The organism is Sporosarcina luteola, assembly GCF_023715535.1.
GTDB lineage: Bacteria > Bacillota > Bacilli > Bacillales_A > Planococcaceae > Sporosarcina > Sporosarcina luteola_B.
The window spans coordinates 13,605-34,623 of record NZ_JAMBOI010000013.1; the positions used below are offsets into that span (position 1 = coordinate 13,605).

The following is a 21,019-nucleotide window of genomic DNA, read 5'->3' on the forward strand; positions in this document are numbered from 1 at the left end:
GTTCTGTCAAAACACTTTCCGACTATAAATCCGTACCGAGAGCATCCAAGAAAAAATGTAGAGAAGAATGACTGACAATACGGCACCTCCATACAACAGTGAATGATCTAAAGAGAGGAGCGTTCGAACAGCCTCTCTAATTCTATCATTCAAATCTGGGATGAACTTACTCACAACTATCATATACAGGACAAATAAAACAATAGAAGCAATCATCAAATACTGGCTTTTGAACAAATATGAAAATGGAAAAGCAAGGGAGATAAACACAGCAACAACGCCTGCGATAAACAATAATTGTTCCCAAGGGACTAACTCTTTAGTAACAACCAGATTCCCAATTAAAATGGTTAGCATAACCAGAAATGAGAACACGCAAGCACCTGCGTATTTGGAGCTGACAATTTCTTTCCGCGTGTACGGCAAAGAATTCATTAAGTAATGGACGGACGGTTTTTCATCCGTAGCAAAGCTTTGCATAACGATGGCGATAGAAAATAAAATCCCTACGTAGATCCTAGACCCGTCTAAAAATGAATCGAGAAATAAGAGAGGCAACAGAATCAGTAATGTGTTTTTTTGTAACACAATATCTTTACGAATAAGATTCAACATAGTTATCATTTCCCTTCTTTGTATACAGCATAATGTCTTCAAGTGTAGGCTTCTCCAAAATGACTGTATTGCCAAAGATGTTTTGTGTCCGTTGTCTATTCATCGTCAATGCCTCAAATCCATAATTGGATCTTCGGATACCTATGAATTCTCGTTCTGTATCGCGATCCAATAGATTCGTCTCGCCTTTCACAATCGCATAATCTTCCTCGATTTTATAATGTTCTTTTGTGAAAATATGTTGGCCGTTATGGATGAAGGTTATATAATCAGCGATCCGGTCCAAGTCTGTCGTAATATGCGTTGAAAAGAAAATTGTTTTTTCACCATCCTGCATAATGTCATGGAGGATGTCCAACAGTTCTCTTCGAAATATAGGGTCTAATCCAGATGTCGGTTCGTCCATGATTATTAATTCAGCATGGTGGGATAACGCAAAGGTCAAGGAAGCCTTCATCAGCATGCCTTTTGAAAATGTCTTTATTTGTTTCTTCAGCGGAAGTTCAAATAAATTAACATAGTGTTGAAATATAGTATCATCCCAGTTTTTATAGGCTGGTTTTATTATTCTCTTCATTTCAGACAAAGTGATGTTCTCATAAAGAATATTGTTATCGAACACAAAGCCGATTCGCTGTTTTATTTCTTTTTCGTGCTCTCTATAATTCATACCAAAAAGTGAAACCTCTCCACTATCCGGTCGCAATAAATTCATGATCAACTTGATCGTCGTGGATTTTCCTACTCCATTCCCACCGATGAATCCTGTAACAAAGCCTTTCTTGACCGAGATAGAGAGATCTTTCAACTCAAACCCTTTGAAGGATTTCGTTACATTGTTCAATTCAATCACGTTTTCCATCATGTGTCCTCCTTATATAGAAGTGTTAGTAATTCTTGTAATTCAGTCAGCTCAAGACCTATTTCTTTGCTGTTTTGGATTGCAGCCAACAGTTGCTCTTCTATTGCCTTCCTCTTTTGTTCAAGGATCATTTCATTATTCTGTTCAGACACAAATGACCCTTTTCCCACTACCGAGAAGATAAACCCTTCTCTCTCCAACTCCTCATATGCGCGTTTCGTCGTAATGACGCTTATATGTAAATCCTTTGCAAGCTGCCGCATGGAAGGGAGGACATCCCCTGCTTTCAATTCTCCCGATAACACCAATCCCTTAATTTGTTCTGTAATTTGATTATAGATAGGCTCTTTTGAGCTGTTGGAAATTAAAATATGCATATCGATCCTCTTTTCACCGTATCACTCAACGTTGTGTATATACACACTATATACAATATACACACCCGATGCAATCACTTTTTATGTAATTTAAAATTAATTCAAAAGAAAAAATCAGCCGGGGCAGAAATGAGCCCCAACTGATTAAAGTCTCTTTATTTTATTCCAATAAACCCGCGTCCTGTAAAAATGCGCGTGCAACGTCCTCCGGTTTTTCACCTTCCGCATTCACCCTGTAGTTCATGTCCCGCATCTCGTTGTCGGTCACTTTGCCCGCGAGCCGGTTGAGCACTTCCTCAAGTTCGGGATACGTCTCGAGCGTTTCTTTCCGGAGGAGAGGGGCCCCTTGGTAGGGCGGGAATAGCTCCTTATCATCTTGTAAAACGGTGAGTTCGTATTGCTGCAGTTCACTGTCCGTCGAATAGGCATCCATGAGGTTGATATCCCCTGATTCGATTGCCTGGTAGCGGAGTTTCGGTTCCATCGTCCGGACGGAAGGGAAGTCGATTCCGTACAGGCTGCGGATGCCTCGGTAGCCGTCTTCGCGGTCGTTGAATTCAAGGGTAAACCCGGCTTTTACTGCATTTTGAATCGCGGCGAGGTCGGAGATTTTTAGTACGCCGTACTGCTCCGCGAACGTTTTGGATACTGCAAGCGAGTAGGTGTTGTTATACTCCATCGGCGGCAGGAGGACAAGGTCGAATTTCTTGGCAAGCCCATCTCGCGCCTGTGCGTATACTTCGTTCCGGTCATTGCTAACGGCCGTCTCTTTCAAGAATTCGGACAGCGCCGTCCCAGTGAATTCAGGATAGATGTCGATGCTCCCTGATTGCAACGCGTTGAAAACGAATGATGTTTTGCCAAGTCCCGGTTTCAGTTCAACGGACAAATCCGTCTCTTCTTCGATGAGAAGCTTGTACATATTTATAAGAATTTCAGGTTCCGCCCCTAATTTGGCGCCGATGACTAGCTGTTTTTCATTGCCAGTAGGCAAGAGGGGAAGGACGATTATTAGTATGGTAGCGATCAAAAATGCCATCAGTGCAATGGAAGCCCGTCGGAACGATAGCCCCTCGAATTTTCTCAGCAACAAGTCGAATGACAGGGCGAGAAGTGCTGCTGGAATGGCACCGAGAACGATTAGGGAAGGGCTGTTCCGATCGATTCCGAGCAGAATGAGATCGCCGAGTCCGCCAGCGCCGATCAGTGCAGCAAGAGTGGCGGTTCCTACGATCAGCACCATCGATGTTCGGATGCCCGCCATAATGACAGGCATGGCAAGGGGCAGTTCGACTTTCGTCAGACGTTTCCGTCGGTTCATCCCCATCGCGGTCGCCGCTTCGATTAAGGAAGGGTCGATTCCCTTTATACCTGTATACGTGTTGCGCAAAATCGGCAGCAATGCATACGCAACGAGTGCTATGATGGCAGGGATCTTGCCGATGCCGAACAATGGGATCAGCAGCCCGAGCAAAGCGAGCGACGGAATGGTCTGCAGCACGGCACTTGTCCCGATGACTGTTTCTGCAATCCGCTGCCGGGTTGTCAAATAGACGCCGACCGGGATAGCTATGAGAATAGCAAAGAATAGTGCGATGAGCGAGATTTGGATATGCTCCAACAACGCCAAAGCCAATTCGCCTTTCCGATCTTGAAAAACGTTTACGAAGTCACCCATGCGCTACATGTCCTCCTTCCTGCCCGTGTGCCAAATAGGCGATGACCGTTTGTCTTGAAATGGTGCCGATCAGTTCGTCTTCCTGCTTGATGACAGCTCTGTCCGATTGAGAGAGTGCATTCAGCACTTCATCCCACCCGGCATTGAAGGACAATACAGGCAACCGGTCCGTGTCTGACGTCATCGGCTCCAGATGCTCCGCTATTACGAACGGTTTCAGGCTGTCGCTCTGGATGAATTTGCGGACGAATGGTGTGGCTGGTGTTAACGTAATTTCATCGGGGGTGCCGAGCTGTTCTATTTTACCGTCCTTCATGATGCAAATACGATCTCCAAGTTTCAATGCTTCCTGGATATCATGTGTGACGAATACAATCGTTTTCTGAATGGACCGCTGCAGCTGCACCAAGTCATCCTGCAACTTTCCCCTGCTGATCGGATCAAGTGCGCTGAACGGTTCATCCATTAAGATGATGTCGGGATCTGCGGCAAGGGCCCGGACGACGCCGATCCGCTGCTGTTGGCCGCCGGATAATTCATGAGGCTTCCGGTGCCGGTATGTAGTTGGGTCGAGTCCTACCATTTCAAGAAGTTCCGTCACGCGTTGATGGATTCGGTTTTTATCCCAATTCTTCAGCTCAGGGACGATTGCGATGTTCTCCTCGATTGTCATATGCGGGAACAATGCGATTTGCTGTAATACGTACCCGATTCGCCACCGCAATTCATGGATTGCGTATTCGCTCACTTTTCTGCCGTCGATCCAAATCGTCCCGTCCGTCAGTGGAATGAGGCGATTGATCATTTTCAATGTAGTTGTCTTGCCGCACCCGCTCGGCCCGATCAATACGAGGAATTCCCCTTTGGCAACCTCTAAATTAACTGAATCAACGACAAGTGTTTGATTTTCATATGATTTTGTTACACTGTCAAAACGTATCAACGAATCACACCCCTTCATTTCAATATCGTGACACAAAAAAGAGATTAATGAAAATGATTGGCAATCAGAATTGGGAGTTGGAAAGGGTTAGGACACAGCGCAAAGGAGGTAAGGTCTTGGACAAGTCGCCTAAAGATAACAGTGTTACCGGGAAACCGGTAGATATAATTTCGTCTGCTGCAGCTACACATAGTGTTTATGAAAATGAAATTGAAGGATTGAAAGAAGCTATTATCCTGAAAGACGGGATCATCCAGAATCAGCTATGCACAATTAAGCAACTGACTGCAGAGCGTGATGAGTTGGCCGATCGGGACGAGACTTCCGGTGGCTGGCAGAATGAAATAATGGACGAACGGAAGTTGCTTGCGATTTTACTTGAACGTGAAACAGTGCGAATAAAAAAGTTGGTCGAGGTTGGGTGAACGATGAAAGAGAAGATATATAAACTCCTCGTTACTGAAATGCATGCGGTTTATTTGAATGGGATTGCGATGTAGCATGGTTTACCGCTGCTATATATGGGTTGGCATGTGTGATCAAGGAACTTTGGTTGGCGTTTTAAATAACTGGTCACTGTAAATTTGTTTATTTCTATTTATTAATGGCCACTACTTCCCCCTTGGTAGAGGGTTGTAGTGGCCGCGTATTATATTTTGTCAATCGTTGTAAAAGTCTTTGGCGATTTTCCTAATTGCCCGCTTGATCGTACGAAGTAAATATTTCATTCCGAGACAAACAAAGATTAAAGCATAGATATCAAGAATTACAATTATAAGAAACACTTGCATTTTCCCTTTAGGAAATACGCGGTTAGGTAAATGATAACTATATCGGTTATAAAAAAGGAGGTCCTTCCATGCGTTTGAAGGAAATAAATATAGATACCCACGGCATCCTAAATATTGATATAATGGAACTACCAGCATCGTGCGTCATCGTGCTCAGTGAAGGGAGGGCTAAAGTGGCCGAACTTCCTCCGCACGCTGAAACAACGATCAAGACGTTTAAAGGTAAAGTGACTCGTATTAAATGTGATAAGGGGGAAGACTTTTGACAATTGCTGTTTTTCTAGATACCAACTTATTTGTGAAAAACTATAAAATGGACGGGCAGGAATTCACCGACCTATTTACAGCTCACGAGGAGTTGAACAAGGATGAAAACTTTAAACTGTATATAACTGAGATGAATCTACATGAAATAGTGGATAACTACGGTAAAGAAGTTAGCTCCGCTATGAGACACATAAAGGGTTTTCAATCCAAAATGAGTAGATTAGCAGATATTGAAATCGGGTTTGACAGAAAAGAAACTAAAACCAAGCTCGTTGATGAGTATAAATCTGATCTTGAACAACTCTTTTACGTCAGTATACCTTCCGCAGAGGCAACTGAGAATGCAGTTTCCAGACTGTATAATTCAGAGATGCCCTTTAGGGACAATAAAGAGGAATTCAAGGACGCAATAATTTGGGAGTCTATTTATGAATACGCCGAAGAACATGAAGATGAAAAAGTATATTTGATTTCAGAAAACAAAAAAGACTTTGCTGAAGATGCTGGATCGGGTCAATATAGATTACATTCAGATTACAATGATCTTTCGGGTAGGATTAAATACTTTAAGAGTATAAATGACTTTTTGAAAGAAATAGAGTACTTGAAAACACACTTGTTTTCTTTTCAGGAAGAAGGCGAGTTAGTCGAAGCTATAGAAGAATTTTTAAATAATAACTCCTCATATAATTCCGCTATAGAAGGGGCAATGTATAACTTTTTTACAAACAATACTTTTTCTGATGATTACTTCGAGGGCTGGGGAGCTGATTACTACATTTCGAAGATTCACAAGGTAGAAATAAACACTGATATTGATGTTTTAGAGTCTGAAGATTATTTCTATATACCTATCACATTTAATGCTGAAGTAGAGTACTCGGTTGAAATCAGAAATCCTATGTACGAACCAGGAGAGGATGAGTTTTTGCAATCCCCGACAAGGTCAATTGATTTAGCTTTTAATTGTACTGCGGCTTATGAAATTGAAAAGGCGGCCGTGGAGTATGTGGAAGATGTGGAAATAGATTATATTTAGTCCCCGACAGTCAACTGGAGGACAACCTTGATTACAGCTCTCCGCTGTGTCATCGTTGTTCTCTTTTTTATTTCGTAAAAGGGAGTGAGGAAATGAGAACGTTGCAAGATCAGCTTGAAGAAAAAGGATTTTTCAAGGGACAAGACACATGAGTAAAACAGATTGATGGGAAGTCATGGCGAAGAAAGCCGGAGAAATTGTCAGATCATGACCTTAGAGAATTGATGGGGGCGAATCGGCCGACTTATGGAAGAAAAAAAGGTGGGGCTTTTAGCCAGAAATAGGAGGGGGTTCCGTGTTAGGGTGAGCGGATCAATTGATACAGGAATATTCATTAGGGCGGTAGGATTTGAAAAGATATGCAGAAAGAATAGACAGGAACAATTCGATAGAAAAAGAGGATTTAAAGCATATCAACAGCATGATTGAAAGCATGACCTACTCCATGGAGTGGATGACGAACGTCAGACAGCCGGGGGTGTTCCGGGGGATGGATAAAAAATCGGTTTATCAACGAAGATCTTATGGAAATATCGATTTGATTCCGGATATCGCGGAGCAGCTTTTAAACAGCTGACATAAATAAAAAACATCTGTATATGACGAGGGAAGGAAAAATCATTCTTGCCGACATCCTTGCATCCTTCTCTCTACGGGAAAGACAATGCTATCTTCTCCACATTGCACAGAATAGGAGCATGGGAGATATTGCTGTTGAATTAGGCGTAAGCAAAAGCATGGTCCAGCAATCCATCCGTAGAGCCAAAAAGAAGATAAAAGATAGGGTGGAAAAAGATTCTGTGATATACGCTTGATATACGAAGTCTGCATATATGAGGGGGAGAATAAAAGAGGAGGTGCGTCCGAGCGACCATCCCCCTCCAACAGCCCCGATACATATGAGTAGTTGTCTAGGTTCTTTCCTCCTGATATTATTGTACGAGGGGGTGAGGATTTGTTTAAGAATTGGACAAATCGTGATTGGTTATGGTTACTCGGGGCATTAATTAGTATCATTATTTTATTGATAGCGTCAATCTTTGCTAAAGATAAAAATATAGAGTTGAACTTCAGTATAGTTTCAAGTGCAGTTTCAATAGCATTAGCTTTGGTAGCGATATTTATTGCGTTAAGCCAATCAAGAGACAATAAGGAGCTTTCAACGAGTTTGAAAGTAACAATGTCAATTATGAATGAAAAATTAAATAGTGTGGATGAAAAAGTTAATAAAATTGATCCAGATGTCCTCGTCAAGGTTTATCGGCAAAAAATTGACGATGTAATCACTGAGGTAGGAAAAAGTATAAATAGCAGTAGTGAAATTAGTCCCGAAGAACTTGAGGAAAAATATCGCAAGGAGTTTACACTGGCTGAATTAGAATTAGAAGATATACTTCATGAAATGAATCGTAATAACAAAGCAGCATCCCCGAAGATGTCTTATCGAATTGGAGATAAAGTAATGCATAAAAAGTGGGGAGTGGGTAAAATAACTGCAGTTAATGGGCAGAACGAGAATACAGAAATTGATGTGGTATTTGCCGAACCTGTCGGCTTAAAGCGATTGCTTGCAAAATTCGCGCCAATAACAAAATTAGACTAGTGCATCTCTTTGGAGGTGCTTTTTCTATGCCTAAAAATACACTAAGGGTCTACCAGATGGGGGTGGTGATGTGCAGTGAGTAAAAACAAGGGTTGACGTCGTAGTAAGTATCATACGCATGTAGAGCCGAAGTTATTTGAGATTGAATGCTGGGCTAGAGATGGTCTTATTGACGAGGATATAGTCCGAGATCCAACCTATTCGAATGGATAGAAGACATTGGACGAATCCTGTTCGATATGATGGGTACCTATTACGGTGAACGTCCGGTTGTCATCGAAGAAGAAGGCGGGAAAAAGGTTGTCAACTTCGCTTTTAGTCGTTTCAAGGAAATGTGGTACAACGTCCGTGCTGACGTCGGGGAAGCTTCTTACTGGTCAGAACTAGCTTCAATTCAAACACTTGATACATTGCTCGGTGGAGGGCATATCGACATTATTGATTACCTCAAGCGTGTTCGATGGAGGAAGTTTGTTTAATAGATCAATACACACCTTTGCATCAACACGAACGAGAATTGATTCACATTAACCTTTTTTTGAACTTTTTTAATCTTGCAACCTATTCAGAATACTGATATTCTGACATTAATCCAAGTAAATCGATAAGGTAATAGTAATTACATGGATGCGATGAAAAGGAGTGATGGAGATGTCTGCGACAGAAAAAAAGATGAATGTGGAAAGTTTTAATTTGGATCATACAAAAGTGAAAGCTCCGTTTGTGCGACTTGCTGGGGTGAAAGAAGGAATTAATGGCGATGTCATCCGGAAGTATGACATCCGTTTTTGTCAGCCGAACAAGGAACATCTTGAAATGCCTGCAATTCATTCATTGGAGCATATGATGGCGGAGTTCAGTAGGAACCATTCTGAAAAAATCGTGGACATTAGTCCGATGGGATGCCAAACTGGGTATTATTTGGCGCTTATCAATCACGATAATTACGAAGACGTACTCGATATATTGGAAAAGACATTGAATGATGTATTAGTTGCAGATGAGGTGCCGGCATGCAATGAAGTGCAATGCGGATGGGCTGCAAGCCATAGCCTTGAGGGTGCCAAAAAAGCGGCAAAAGAGATGTTGGAAAAGCGGGCTGAGTGGACGACTGTGTTTTAAATAAGACCTAAGAATTACAACGTTTGCGCTTCTAAATATGGATTGGCTTTTCCCGAAAATAACGATAGCATTCCTACAATAAAAGGCGTACGATGGACATGATGCCAGGCAGAATAAAACTGCTCAGGCAATGTTCAGCGTACGCCATATTGGCGATCTACATAACGAGAGGAAAAGGGACAAATGAATTTATTATCCGGAAGAATCGAAAAGGATTTCTTAGGGGAAAAAGAAGTTCCAAATCATGTATATTACGGGATTCAAACGATACGGGCGACTGAAAACTTTCCAATTACGAAAGAGCGCATGCACCCGGAATTGATTCGCGCGATCGGGATTGTGAAAAAAGCTGCAGCCATTTCGAATGTGCTTGTTAATGATCTACCGAAGGATATCGGGTTTGCCATCGTCGAGGCTTCGGACGAAGTGATCGAGGGGGCATTGACGGACCAGTTCATCGTCGATCCGATTCAAGGGGGTGCAGGCACTTCATTCAACATGAATGCGAATGAAGTGATCGCGAACCGTGCGCTTGAAATCATGGGGCGTGACAAGGGCGATTACAGCTTCATCAGTCCGAACAACCACGTTAATATGTCCCAGTCGACAAATGATGCATTCCCGACGGCGATTAAAATTGCGACACACCAAATGGTCAATCAGCTGGTGGAAACGCTTGAGCGATTTGTGGACGAGCTGAAGACGAAGGAAAAGGAATTCGATGGCGTCATCAAGATGGGAAGAACTCATCTGCAGGATGCTGTTCCCGTCCGGTTAGGCCAGGAATTCAGCGCGTACCGAAGTGTCATCGAACGTGATATCGAACGGATTGGCAGGACGAGAGTGCATCTTTCCGAGATCAATATGGGCGCGACAGCAATCGGTACTGGGCTGAATGCAAATGCGCAATACATTGAAACTGCGGTGGAACAACTTCGCACGATAAGCGGTTTGCCATTGAAGTCTGCTAGCAACCTGATCGATTCAACGCAGAATACGGACGTGTATACAGAACTTTCTTCAGCCTTGAAAATTTGCATGATCAATCTCTCGAAAATGGCCAATGATCTACGTCTCATGGCGTCAGGTCCTAAAGCCGGTCTGAATGAAATCAATCTTCCGGCAAGGCAGCCAGGCTCATCGATCATGCCTGGAAAAGTGAATCCGGTCATGGCGGAAGTGATGAACCAGATCGCCTTCCAAGTCATCGGCAACGATCATACAATCAGCCTCGCTTCCGAAGCCGGCCAATTTGAATTGAATGTCATGGAGCCTGTCCTTGTCTATAATTTATTGCAATCATTGACGGTCATGAAAAACGGCATCGAAGTGTTCCGCAAGTACTGCATCAGCGGAATCACAGCGAACGTCTCGCAAATGCAGGACTATGTGGAAAGAAGCATCGGCACGATCACGGCGCTCACGCCATACATCGGTTATGAAATGTCATCGAAAATCGCACGCGAATCATTCGAAACAGGCGTCCCGCTTAAGGAACTTTGCCTGCGTTACAATGTACTCACACTCGACGAGTTGACCCGCTTGCTTGACCCTTATCAAATGACTGAAATGAAAAGGGAAGGCGTAGCGCATTCTTAAAAACTACAACAAAGCCCCCGGAAACCGATTTCTCGGTTCCGAGGGCTTTTCCTATTTTATAAAATTATCCTTCCGCACCACGATAGCCAGTTTCCGCTTTGAAACGGACTTCCGCATAAGCGACTTCCGCAGCTTCGTGGCGTTTCGCACCGATATATGTGCCGACGATGGCAGCAAGGAACCCGGCCGGAATGGAGATGATTGCCGGATTGACGAACGGGAAGAGCGGTTCGCCTACGAAGAATGCAGCACCTTCGACCGGATTGATGACGTTCGGGCTGACCGCGACGAGTACGAGGGCGGTGATGAGCCCCGTCAGCATCGATGCAACCGCGCCTGTCGTATTGAATTTGCGCCAGTAAATCGTGAACAGGATTGTCGGAACGTTCGCTGACGCGGCGATACAGAATGCGAGCGAGACGAGGAACGCGACATTGAGCTTTTCAGATCCGAGCGCAAGCAAGATGGAAACGACAGAGACACCGATTGCTGCCATCCGGGCTGCAAACACTTGCTGTTTTTCCGTCACTTTTCCTTTTTTGATGATTTCCGCGTAAAGGTCATGTGCGATTGCCGATGCGCCGGACAGCACGAGACCTGCAACGACTGCGAGAATTGTAGCAAATGCAACAGCGGCGACGAATGATTCAAGCGGATCCCCACCGAGTACCCCTGCTAGCATTGGAGCGGCCATATTGCCTGCCTTATTTTCCGCGATAATCGCATCTGCACCGACGAATTTAGCGGCACCGAACCCAAGGAAAATCGTCATGACGTAGAAAATACCGATGATCCACACTGCGTACACGACGGAAGAACGCGCTGTTTTTGCGTCTTTAACCGTAAAGAAGCGCATGAGGATGTGTGGCAGTCCTGCAGTTCCGAGAACGAGTGCGAGTAACACTGAAATGAGCCCGATCGGATCTTTATAGACGACACCGGAATGGAGATACGATTCCCCGTGTACCGTTGCTGTCCGCATGACATCGAACATACCGATGAAGTTAAAATTGAATTTCATAAGAACGAGGAATGAAATAACAATTGTCCCAACCATCAGCAAAATCGCCTTGATGATCTGCACCCAACTCGTCGCAGTCATTCCACCGAATAGAACATAAACCAACATCATCACGCCGACAATAAGAACTGAAATCCAGTATTCAATGCCGAAGAGCAGCTTGATGAGCGCGCCTGCTCCGACCAGCTGTGCAAGCATATAGAAAAGGACGATCGTGATCGTATTAAGTGCAGCAGCCCCACGGACTTTCTTAGCTCCGAAACGCGAACCGATCATATCGGCCATCGTGTACTTCCCAAGATTCCGAAGCGGTTCCGCGATTAAAAATAGAACGACCAGATAAGCGGTCAACCAGCCGACACTGTAATAGAAGCCGTCAAAGCCGTTCAGTGAAATGGCTCCGGCAATCCCTAGGAATGAGGCAGCTGATAAATAGTCCCCTGCAATGGCCATCCCGTTCTGCCAACCTGTCAGCGATCCGCCAGCCGTGTAAAACTCACTAGCTGTACGCGTCTGTTTAGCTGCCCAATAGGTGATGTATAGCGTTAAAGCGATAACTGCAAAAAAGATTGAATAGGACCAAAAACTCATGATTGATTCCCCCCTTATTTCCGAACGTGTTTACCGAGCAAATGCTCGACGTCTTTATCGAATGATCTAGCCTTTTTTACATAAATCTGTGTAAGCACCCAAACCATGACGAACATTCCAAAAGCATAGACCCACGTCCACGTCATCCAGCCGATCGCCCGCGCTTCAAGGATTGACGTATACCCCGTCAAAATCGGAAGCATTAAATAGATCGCAAAAAAAGCGATGACATAAGGCCTGAAAAAGTGCTTCTTCTTTTTCACAAGCTGCTTGAACTCATCCGTTTCGATGAGCCGTTCATAATCGAGCTGACCGTCCGTCAACAGCGTCCCTTTCCGATTTTTAGGCGTCTGCGCGTTCTTCATCTTCACTGTCATTCCTTCATCCCCTTTGCCGCTAAATGTACGCCATGCTGAAGCTTACATGAGCTGATCCCCATATCAACCCTGACTAGTTTGGAAGACTTCCAACATGCCATATTGTACAACGTAACAAAGTAACAGAAAATAATCAATATTATATTTATAAAACTGTTGGAAAAATCGAATAATGAGTAAAAGGTAACAAATTGGGATGGCGAGCTGAACAGAAAAAATCCATCCTTGAGCAGATCCTCAAAGGATGGATTGTGTTTAGTTAGTAGTGTTTTTATGGGCGATTCACATGTTGATCTACAAGGATTAGATTGCCATCGGGATCTTCAAGTGTGAAATGCGCAACACCGTCACTAGCTTCATCCGCCTCGGTCAACAGGTGAACCTCTTTCTCTTTCAGCTGCTTTTGAAGGTCTCTGACATCCGTAAATGAATCGAGGTTTTCGGCGTTTTGATTCCAACCAGGATTAAATGTAAGAATGTTTTTTTCGAACATTCCTTGGAAGAGACCGATGATCGTATCTTCATTTTTCATAATGAGCCAGTTCTGATTTATGTCTCCTCCGAACGAATCGAATCCAAGGTTTTCGTAAAATGATTTCGATGCGTGAATGTCTTTCACGTTCAAACTTACAGAGAATGCTCCGAGTTTCATGTTTTCTTCCCCCTCATGCGTTTTAAAAATTCAGACGTTTCCAGTTGAGTATAAAGGAGTATTTTGCAATAAACAATAATTCATTGAGAATTTGATTGCCAAAAAAGCAGTGTTGGGTCCGTCATACACATAGGATTTCCGTTTTTGGACAATCTAACAAGAAAATATCGGATGAGGGGATGTTTATGCAAATAGAATGGTCGTCCGATTGGAAAGAAGGCTTTGTTGAACGGTTGGAGAATCGCAGAGCTTGGGATAATTGGACGTTGTATAAGATGTGCTATGACGTTGAAAAAGCGAAATTGATTACAGACTTCGACGGCCTACAATGTCCAAAATACTTGCCTGAACTGAAGCCTTTTCCTCATCAGTTGGAGGCGGCAGAGACGGTCATCGAGCGGATGAACGGGAAAGCGATTCTTGCGGACGAAGTAGGTCTCGGGAAGACAATTCAAGCCGGGTTGATTCTGAAAGAATATCTCATTCGTGGCCTTGTCAAAAAAGCGCTGATCCTCGTTCCCGCATCACTTGTGAATCAATGGATCGAGGAACTGAATCAAAAATTTCATATACCAGTGATCCAATATAAAAAAGCCTATGATTTAAACTACTGCAATATCGTCATTGCCAGCATTGATATGGCGAAGAGAAGTCCTCATAAGGAAAATCTTTATGATCAGGATTTTGATTTAATTATCATCGATGAGGCACATAAATTAAAGAATCCGAAAACGAAAAACTATGAGTTCGTACAAAACCTGAAGAAAAAGTTCTGCCTGCTATTAACAGCTACACCGATTCAAAATGATGTGTTTGAGCTGTTCAATTTGATTTCTTTATTAAAACCAGGGCATCTCGGCAATTTCGAGACATTCCAATCCGTGTTTTCCGCGAGCAAGCATAATGTGGAAGAGGATGAGTTCCTGAAGGAATTGATCAACCAAGTGATGGTGAGAAATTCAAGGCATGATACGGGCATCGAATGGACGAGTCGTCGTGTGCAAATCATTCCGCTCGAGTTCAGCGATGAGGAAAAAGAAGTGTACGACATGATTTCAGAGCTGAAAAACGTGTCCACCGTCTTCTCGGGTGCATTCTCGATGATCACATTGCAAAAGGAAATTTGCAGCAGTAAAGAAGCGGCCTACCTGACGTTGAATGAAATGCGGAAGAAGTGTACGCAGCCGGACGAAGTTGAGTATACAGAGGAACTGCTGCGGAAGTTAGCTGCACTTAAGGTCAACACGAAAGCGGAAAAGGCGTATGAAATCATTACGCAAGCGAACGGAGAGAAGGTCATTATTTTCACGGAGTACCGGGCAAGCCAAACCTATTTAATGAACTATCTATATGAAAAGGGCATTGTCAGCGTTCCGTTTAATGGGCAATTCAGCAAGAGTAAACGTGAGTGGATGAAGCAATTGTTCAAGGAAAAGGCACAGGTATTGATTGCCACGGAATCTGGGAGTGAAGGGATCAACCTTCAATTTTGCCATCATGTGATCAATTATGATTTGCCGTGGAATCCGATGAAATTGGAACAACGGATCGGCCGTGTCCATCGGTTGGGGCAAGAGCATGATGTTAATATATACAATTTGGCAATCAAACATACAATTGAGGACCATATATTGGAGCTGCTGAATGTGAAAATCGGTGTCTTTGAAAAAGTTGTCGGTGAGTTGGATGATATTTTAACCGCATATAAAATGTCTATTTAGATGCAAGGAGGTTACGTATGTACCCGCAGCAGATTCATCAATACGTACGACGGTTCTTCATTGAGAACAATTGCCCCATCTTGCATGAGAATGAGCATTTCGTTAACGTTCAATTAACGATTGAGATGGATAAAAAAATAATGAATCGGCCGTTTTATTGGAAGTATGTAGAGAGCACGGGAGCCGAGCCGACTCCTGCCCAACTGACATTGATCACCGATAAAAACAGGCTGACGGAGAGCATTGCGGGGGAGGTCGTCCACTACGGATCCCCCCGTCTCAGTCAACTGTTCCGAGTGACGAATGAGCTCGGTTCATTCGTGCAGATGTATGAGAAACCGCCCGCGGCTCAAGTTCCTGCGCAGATCATCTTGACGCCTTGGGTAGGGGTGAATTATAAAATAACGTATTCCAGCCACCGCACACAGGAAACCCTTTATTCACTGGGCATTAACTTGATGACCGGGATGATTATAAACGGTTTTCAGGAATCAATCAGCGGTCTGGATCTGGAGAGTGCGATATCTGCAAACACATTCCACTTGCCGTATACGATTAAACCCCTCCGCGCCTTGGAACGATTGGACGCGGTAATTGAAAATCAAATAAAGCAAGACGATCATACATGGGCGGAAGAGGCGCAAGTACGGCAACAACGGGACATTCGCGTGTTGGATTATTTCTACGAAGGAATTGAAGATAAGCCCGAAACATACGAGAGCGAGAAAAAAGCGATCGAAGAACAATATAAAACCAAAATCCGAGTCGAAATCATCAACGGTGGACTGTTTTACCTAAGATCTATTTGACGAGCTGGGCCGATAAAATGAGCGGGGATGAGCGGTGCCTGTGCAGCACACAATTCAGATTATTAACTACAATTGTATAATTGAATTGTGTGAATGCTGATTGGATGCGGTTTGTTCGAAGTTAGAGTGCATAAAACAATCAGCGTCTCGAATAGTCATAAATGTGTGTTACACAGGCACCGACACAATTTCTTTGTTAAGCTATATGTAGCAATGTAAAGGAGTGGAGATAGATGAAAAAGTTTATTAACGCGACTATATATGGAGATCCGGAATCTCATGAGATTTTAGTAGAGGATAAGAAATTCAAAGCGATAGGCAATGATTTGGGCGATGCTGATGAAGTGATTGATTTAGAGGGCCGTTTAGTTCTGCCGCCTTATGTAGATCCTCATTTGCACTTGGATTACATCTTTTCAGGTCTCGGCGAAGGGAATGCCAATGTGTCTGGGACGTTGTTCGAAGGGATTCAGCGTTGGAGCGATAATAAGAAATCATTGACGGAAGAGCTCGTGCGTGAGCGTGCGATGAAAGGGATTCAAAAAGAGGTTAGCAAAGGGGTTCAATTTATTCGTACGCATGTCGATATTACGGATCCTAATTTGACAGGGATGAAGGCTTTACTGAAACTTCGTGAGGAATTAAAAGATATCGTCACTCTACAACTTGTTGCATTTCCTCAAGAAGGATTCTTCCGCTACAAAGGTGCGGAGCAGTTAATGGAAGAGGCGCTTAAAATGGGGGCGGACGTCGCAGGAGGAATCCCTCACTTTGAAATCTCCTATGAGCATGGCGTGGAATCATTGAAGCGTATTGTCGATATGGCAATAAAATATGATGTGATGATTGATATTCACTGTGATGAAAACGACGATCCGAATAGCCGATTTTTAGAAGTGCTGAATGCGCTTGTGATGGAAAAAGATTATGGAGAATATACAACGGCAAGCCATACAACGAGCTTTGGTTCTGTTGAAAACAGCTATGCGAATAAAATGCTAGGTTTATTTAGAGAGTCAAAAATCAACTTCATTTCTTGCCCGACTGAGAATGCTCACTTACAAGGACGCGGCGACAGCTATCCGAAACGCCGCGGCTTAACACGAGTCAAAGAGTTATTGGCGAATGGAAATAATGTGGCGTTCGCTCAAGATTCCATCGCGGATTACTGGTATCCATTAGGGAATGGAAACATGATGAACATTCTCGACAACGGAATTCATTTAGCACATTATACGCATATCGATGAAATCAATAAAGCGCTCGATTTGATTACATATAACGGGGCTAACGTTATGAGAGTTAACGATGAGTATGGAATCGAAGCAGGGAAGCCGGCTAACTTTATCGTGTTGGATGCACAAGATGCGTATGAAGCGATTCGTGAACGAGCGGAAGTACTCATCTCCATCCGGAATGGGGATTATCTGTTTAAACGTGAGCCGCGGAAAAATGAGATCGAAATTGATTTCCTGAAACAATAAAGCGTTTACTCCCCTCTGCGCAGTATTGGCGAGGGGATTTTCCTAATTGACTGATGGCGCGTACAAAGGACTTTCCTGCGTTATGTCGAATTAGTGGATGAGATAATCATAGTCAAAATTGAACAATGGGAGGCATACATAATGGATCGAGAAGAATCGCGAAGGCTACAATTCCAGGTTCCGGACCTTCGTAAAAAGGAATTGCGGTCAAAACTGACAGCTTCAGAACAGCAGGAATTGGATAAAGGGAGAGCCATCATGGCTGAAGAATACCCGAATCGCACAACTGAGCAATATGCGGATAAGGTCAGATTAATGGCCATAAGAAACTTCACAATCAAAGACACGACACGCAAAGAATCGCTTTTTCAAAAGCTGTTCAAAGAGGTAAATCCTAAAGAATACAGACTTCAGTTCCCGAACGAGGAGGATGATGTGGCGGAGTATAATTTTCCTTTCACATTCGGCCTTGACCTCCGTCAATTGATGGAAGATGTCGGGCTCGAAATGGATTGGCCGAAAATGTTGCCGGTCGATGACGGCATGTGCCACACAGATCCGTTGGAAGAGGATGACAAGGAGTGGTTTGAAGCTTTTCCGGACCCAGCTTGGTGCGCCTTAAAACTGCAGGAGGCACAAAAACTGGAGGAGAAAGCCGCTGCTCATAGTGAAGAGATGGTGCAGGCGATTCAGTGGATCAAGAGACACTGGGAGAATGGCTATAAAATCTACGCGGACATCGATCCTTGGGAAGAGGACGATTTCGATTGAAAAAAGACAGGGCATCCCGCTGACGGGGCGCCCTGTTTGTGATTCTACATTCAATTCCATCACGACACCAATTACCAAGGAGTTAATCGGTTTTTTTACCTATATACATTATATGTTCAGCGAAACTAAGCAAATCCTCCCGTTCACATACCTGTTCAGCCAAATCCAACCAAGCGTTGATCACTTCGGGTTGGTGCTTGAGCAGTTCTGGCTCGCGAAGATATAAAAAACTTTCGATGTTAATTAAATGCAGTTTTTCAAGGTTGAAATGGTTGAAGAATGGAAGTACATTTTTAGGTGATATGAAAAAGTTGTCTGAAAACCCTTCTCCCGCAAAATCCTCTTCTTCCACTATTTTGTTTAGTTGTGCTTTTCGCTCATTATCTAAAATAAATTCAGGATTACGTATGAGGTAGTCCCAAACGAACGAATAAGAGGAGATGAAGGACACGAAGATAATCCCATTTGGCTTTAGTTTTTTCAAACATTCTTTGATTGTTTTGATTCTATCGTTTTCGCTTTTAAGGTGATACATCGGGCCCATGCACAGAACAAAATCAAATAGATTATCTTCGAATTCGGATAAATCGCGACTATCTGCTTGTATGCCCTTAAGAGGGAGACCAAATTCTTCTGCTTTATTTATTGCAAACTCTACATTGTTTTGCGATAGATCAGCTAATGTTACATCGCAACCAAGTTCAGCAAGATATAAAGAATACTTCCCAGGGCCACCACCGAGGTCCAATACTTTATCTTCAGACATAATATAACGATTTAAGAAGCGTTTGGTAAGTTCAAATTCAACTTTGTGGCGTTCTAGCCGTTCCCACTCATACTGTACTGTTACATCATAGAAATTCCTTACAACTTCTAAGCTATCCATGCTAGATCAATCCCCCTTTCTCATTCATTCAACAAAAAAACTCCCGCCTCCAAGAAATAATTCTTGAGGATGAGAGTTATATTTCATGGTGTATAGTATTTCCAATTGTATATTCAATTTTAGGAACTGTCAATATACTCCTTGCTGGCTGAATTAAAATAGTCATAAAAGCGTAGCACCGAAACCCTTCAACCTGGATAGGAGTGAGGATTTATGAAACAATAACAGAAAGAAAAGTAGAAAGGGCGAATGCATTCATGAAGAAGAAAATCTTTGGCGTGCATGATGATAACACGTTGCGTCAATTTAAGAATTGCTTGCGGACAGGGCAGGTGGCGGGCGGCGTGCTATGTGCCGATGGGCATTACGGATATAGCCAGCCGGTCGGGGGCGTGGTCGTGTATGACGGCCAAATTTCGCCGTCCGGTGTCGGTTATGACATTGCCTGCGGGAATAAAGCGGTCCGGACAAATTTGAAGTTGGCCGATATCGAAAAGGATATTCCTCGTATCATGGATGAAATTGCGTCTTCCATTTCGTTCGGCTTTGGCCGGAAGAATAAGGAGAAGGTGGACCATGAAGTGTTCGACGATCCTGATTGGGCAGTGTATCAGGAGATCGGCAAGCAGGAACACGACCGACTGAAGAAATTGGCGAAGGACCAATTGGGGACGGTTGGAGCCGGGAACCATTACGTCGATCTGTTAGTGGAGAAGGAGACCGGAGCTGTGTGGGTAGCGAATCACTTTGGCAGCAGAGGGTTCGGCCATAAGACGGCGAGCGGATTTTTGAACTTGGCGATCGGGCGGGATTTTGATGATCGTGCGCCAGGCGAAAGCATGGAGCAGGCGCCGACATTGATTGATTTGGATAGTGAATTGGGCGACCTATATTATCGTGCGATGACGTTGAGTGGGAAATACGCATATGCGGGCAGGGATTATGTGATGGATGAGGTATTATCCATCTTAGGCGCGGAGACTGAGTTTGAGGTGCACAACCATCATAATTACGCTTGGAAAGAAACCCACTTCGGCAAGGAGTACATCGTCGTCAGAAAGGGAGCAACCCCTTCGGCTCCAGGGCAAATGGGCTTTATTGGGGGGAGCATGGGCGACATTTCCGTCATTGTACGTGGCAAAGAGAATGAAGCGAACGCCGATGCCTTCTATAGCACGGTCCACGGGGCAGGCAGGATCATGAGTCGCACAGAGGCTGCGGGGCGAATGAACTGGAAAACGCGCACGCGACGAGGCGGGAAAATCACCCAGGAGCGGATGGACCAAGCCATCAAAAAATATGGCGTGGAGCTCCGCGGCGGGGGAACGGATGAAAGTCCATTCGTCTACCGCAAATTGCGCGACGTTCTTGAAGCGCACAAGGAAACGATCGATGAACTCCACGTATTAAAACCAGTAGGCGTCTGCATGGCCGGCGCGAATGAGTACGACCCGTTTAAAGATTGAGGTGCCAAGATTGAGGTGCCTGTGCACCACACTACTCAGATTATTCACTACAATTGTATATTTATTATGTGTGAATGATGATGGAATAACCTTTTCTAGGAGTTTGACCGTATAATTATTCGTTGCATTAAATTGTCATAAATGTATGTTGCACAGGCGCCAAAACAATTCAGACAATACACTACAATTGCATATATTGAAAGCAGGAAAGCGAACACATCGGTGTTTTGCTTTCCTTTTTTTGAATATAAATACAAATAGTTGAATTGTCATAAACGTACCGTGCACAGGCACCACCATTTGAAAGAATGTTTGAAATACGGCTAACAATCTGATTGGGGTTGT

The 21,019-nt window shown here is 43.8% G+C and carries 23 protein-coding genes; 14 read left to right on the plus strand and 9 right to left on the minus strand.

Annotated features, from left to right (window positions below; all coding sequences use genetic code 11):
- Positions 1-6 precede the first annotated feature (6 nt).
- The 5 genes from M3191_RS15860 to M3191_RS15880 form a co-directional block, all read right to left on the minus strand.
- Positions 7-615: an ABC-2 transporter permease gene (locus M3191_RS15860; protein ID WP_251701344.1), complete on the minus strand. Its 609-nt coding sequence runs from the start codon at positions 613-615 to the stop codon at positions 7-9.
- Entirely contained in the window at positions 596-1,477 is an 882-nt protein-coding gene (locus M3191_RS15865; RefSeq protein WP_251701345.1) for an ABC transporter ATP-binding protein, read from the minus strand. Before M3191_RS15865 ends, M3191_RS15860 begins: the two co-directional genes overlap by 20 nt.
- The gene (locus tag M3191_RS15870; protein WP_251701346.1) at positions 1,477-1,854 is read right to left on the minus strand and encodes a GntR family transcriptional regulator; all 378 of its coding nucleotides are present in this window, start codon (positions 1,852-1,854) and stop codon (positions 1,477-1,479) included. The genes M3191_RS15865 and M3191_RS15870 overlap by 1 nt, the downstream gene beginning before the upstream one ends.
- Before the next feature lie 160 nt (positions 1,855-2,014).
- A complete protein-coding gene (opuFB, locus tag M3191_RS15875; RefSeq protein ID WP_251701347.1) occupies positions 2,015-3,532 on the minus strand; it encodes an osmoprotectant update ABC transporter permease/substrate-binding subunit OpuFB in 1,518 nt (505 codons plus the stop codon).
- On the minus strand, positions 3,525-4,475 hold the full coding sequence (locus M3191_RS15880) for an ABC transporter ATP-binding protein (protein ID WP_251701348.1): 951 nt from the start codon (positions 4,473-4,475) through the stop codon (positions 3,525-3,527). The genes opuFB and M3191_RS15880 overlap by 8 nt, the downstream gene beginning before the upstream one ends.
- Before the next feature lie 116 nt (positions 4,476-4,591).
- On the opposite strand from M3191_RS15880, the gene M3191_RS15885 reads away from it, so the two are divergent.
- From M3191_RS15885 to aspA, 9 genes are all read left to right on the plus strand, one after another.
- On the plus strand, positions 4,592-4,900 hold the full coding sequence (locus tag M3191_RS15885; protein ID WP_251701349.1) for a hypothetical protein: 309 nt from the start codon (positions 4,592-4,594) through the stop codon (positions 4,898-4,900).
- 434 nt (positions 4,901-5,334) lie between these two features.
- Positions 5,335-5,532 carry an XtrA/YqaO family protein gene (locus M3191_RS15890; protein ID WP_251701350.1) on the plus strand — a complete coding sequence of 66 codons (198 nt, stop codon included), beginning with the start codon at positions 5,335-5,337 and terminating at the stop codon, positions 5,530-5,532.
- A complete protein-coding gene (locus M3191_RS15895) occupies positions 5,529-6,572 on the plus strand; it encodes a PIN domain-containing protein (RefSeq protein WP_251701351.1) in 1,044 nt (347 codons plus the stop codon). The genes M3191_RS15890 and M3191_RS15895 overlap by 4 nt, the downstream gene beginning before the upstream one ends.
- A gap of 349 nt (positions 6,573-6,921) precedes the next feature.
- A complete protein-coding gene (locus M3191_RS15900) occupies positions 6,922-7,149 on the plus strand; it encodes a hypothetical protein (protein ID WP_251701352.1) in 228 nt (75 codons plus the stop codon).
- A 22-nt stretch (positions 7,150-7,171) separates the two neighbouring features.
- Positions 7,172-7,387 carry a sigma factor-like helix-turn-helix DNA-binding protein gene (locus M3191_RS15905; protein WP_251701353.1) on the plus strand — a complete coding sequence of 72 codons (216 nt, stop codon included), beginning with the start codon at positions 7,172-7,174 and terminating at the stop codon, positions 7,385-7,387.
- Between the two features lie 140 nt (positions 7,388-7,527).
- On the plus strand, positions 7,528-8,175 hold the full coding sequence (locus tag M3191_RS15910) for a hypothetical protein (RefSeq protein WP_251701354.1): 648 nt from the start codon (positions 7,528-7,530) through the stop codon (positions 8,173-8,175).
- Between the two features lie 239 nt (positions 8,176-8,414).
- Entirely contained in the window at positions 8,415-8,654 is a 240-nt protein-coding gene (locus M3191_RS15915; protein WP_251701355.1) for a hypothetical protein, read from the plus strand.
- A 172-nt stretch (positions 8,655-8,826) separates the two neighbouring features.
- A complete protein-coding gene (locus tag M3191_RS15920; RefSeq protein WP_251701356.1) occupies positions 8,827-9,297 on the plus strand; it encodes an S-ribosylhomocysteine lyase in 471 nt (156 codons plus the stop codon).
- Positions 9,298-9,480: 183 nt separating this feature from the next.
- The gene (gene aspA / locus M3191_RS15925; RefSeq protein ID WP_251701357.1) at positions 9,481-10,896 is read left to right on the plus strand and encodes an aspartate ammonia-lyase; all 1,416 of its coding nucleotides are present in this window, start codon (positions 9,481-9,483) and stop codon (positions 10,894-10,896) included.
- Positions 10,897-10,960: 64 nt separating this feature from the next.
- Here the strand turns inward: aspA and M3191_RS15930 are convergent, their stop codons facing one another.
- The 3 genes from M3191_RS15930 to M3191_RS15940 form a co-directional block, all read right to left on the minus strand.
- Positions 10,961-12,508, minus strand: coding sequence for a solute symporter family protein (locus M3191_RS15930; RefSeq protein WP_251701358.1), 1,548 nt, complete (start codon positions 12,506-12,508; stop codon positions 10,961-10,963).
- Between the two features lie 14 nt (positions 12,509-12,522).
- Positions 12,523-12,885, minus strand: a complete 363-nt coding sequence (locus M3191_RS15935) for a DUF485 domain-containing protein (RefSeq protein WP_251701359.1) — start codon at positions 12,883-12,885, stop codon at positions 12,523-12,525.
- A 271-nt stretch (positions 12,886-13,156) separates the two neighbouring features.
- Entirely contained in the window at positions 13,157-13,537 is a 381-nt protein-coding gene (locus M3191_RS15940; protein WP_251701360.1) for a VOC family protein, read from the minus strand.
- 179 nt (positions 13,538-13,716) lie between these two features.
- Here M3191_RS15940 and M3191_RS15945 point away from each other — a divergent pair, with 179 nt between their 5' ends.
- The 4 genes from M3191_RS15945 to M3191_RS15960 all read left to right on the plus strand — a co-directional run bounded on the left by M3191_RS15945 (position 13,717) and on the right by M3191_RS15960 (position 18,322).
- Positions 13,717-15,258, plus strand: a complete 1,542-nt coding sequence (locus M3191_RS15945) for a DEAD/DEAH box helicase (protein WP_435368172.1) — start codon at positions 13,717-13,719, stop codon at positions 15,256-15,258.
- A 17-nt stretch (positions 15,259-15,275) separates the two neighbouring features.
- The gene (locus M3191_RS15950; protein ID WP_251701362.1) at positions 15,276-16,067 is read left to right on the plus strand and encodes a YqhG family protein; all 792 of its coding nucleotides are present in this window, start codon (positions 15,276-15,278) and stop codon (positions 16,065-16,067) included.
- A gap of 233 nt (positions 16,068-16,300) precedes the next feature.
- Positions 16,301-17,551: an amidohydrolase family protein gene (locus M3191_RS15955; protein ID WP_251701363.1), complete on the plus strand. Its 1,251-nt coding sequence runs from the start codon at positions 16,301-16,303 to the stop codon at positions 17,549-17,551.
- A 141-nt stretch (positions 17,552-17,692) separates the two neighbouring features.
- Complete coding sequence (locus M3191_RS15960) at positions 17,693-18,322, plus strand: hypothetical protein (protein WP_251701364.1); 630 nt, start codon at positions 17,693-17,695, stop codon at positions 18,320-18,322.
- Between the two features lie 82 nt (positions 18,323-18,404).
- Here the strand turns inward: M3191_RS15960 and M3191_RS15965 are convergent, their stop codons facing one another.
- Complete coding sequence (locus M3191_RS15965; protein WP_251701365.1) at positions 18,405-19,208, minus strand: class I SAM-dependent methyltransferase; 804 nt, start codon at positions 19,206-19,208, stop codon at positions 18,405-18,407.
- Positions 19,209-19,465: 257 nt separating this feature from the next.
- Between M3191_RS15965 and M3191_RS15970 the strand changes: the two genes are divergently transcribed.
- Positions 19,466-20,674: an RtcB family protein gene (locus tag M3191_RS15970; protein WP_251701366.1), complete on the plus strand. Its 1,209-nt coding sequence runs from the start codon at positions 19,466-19,468 to the stop codon at positions 20,672-20,674.
- Positions 20,675-21,019 lie beyond the last annotated feature (345 nt).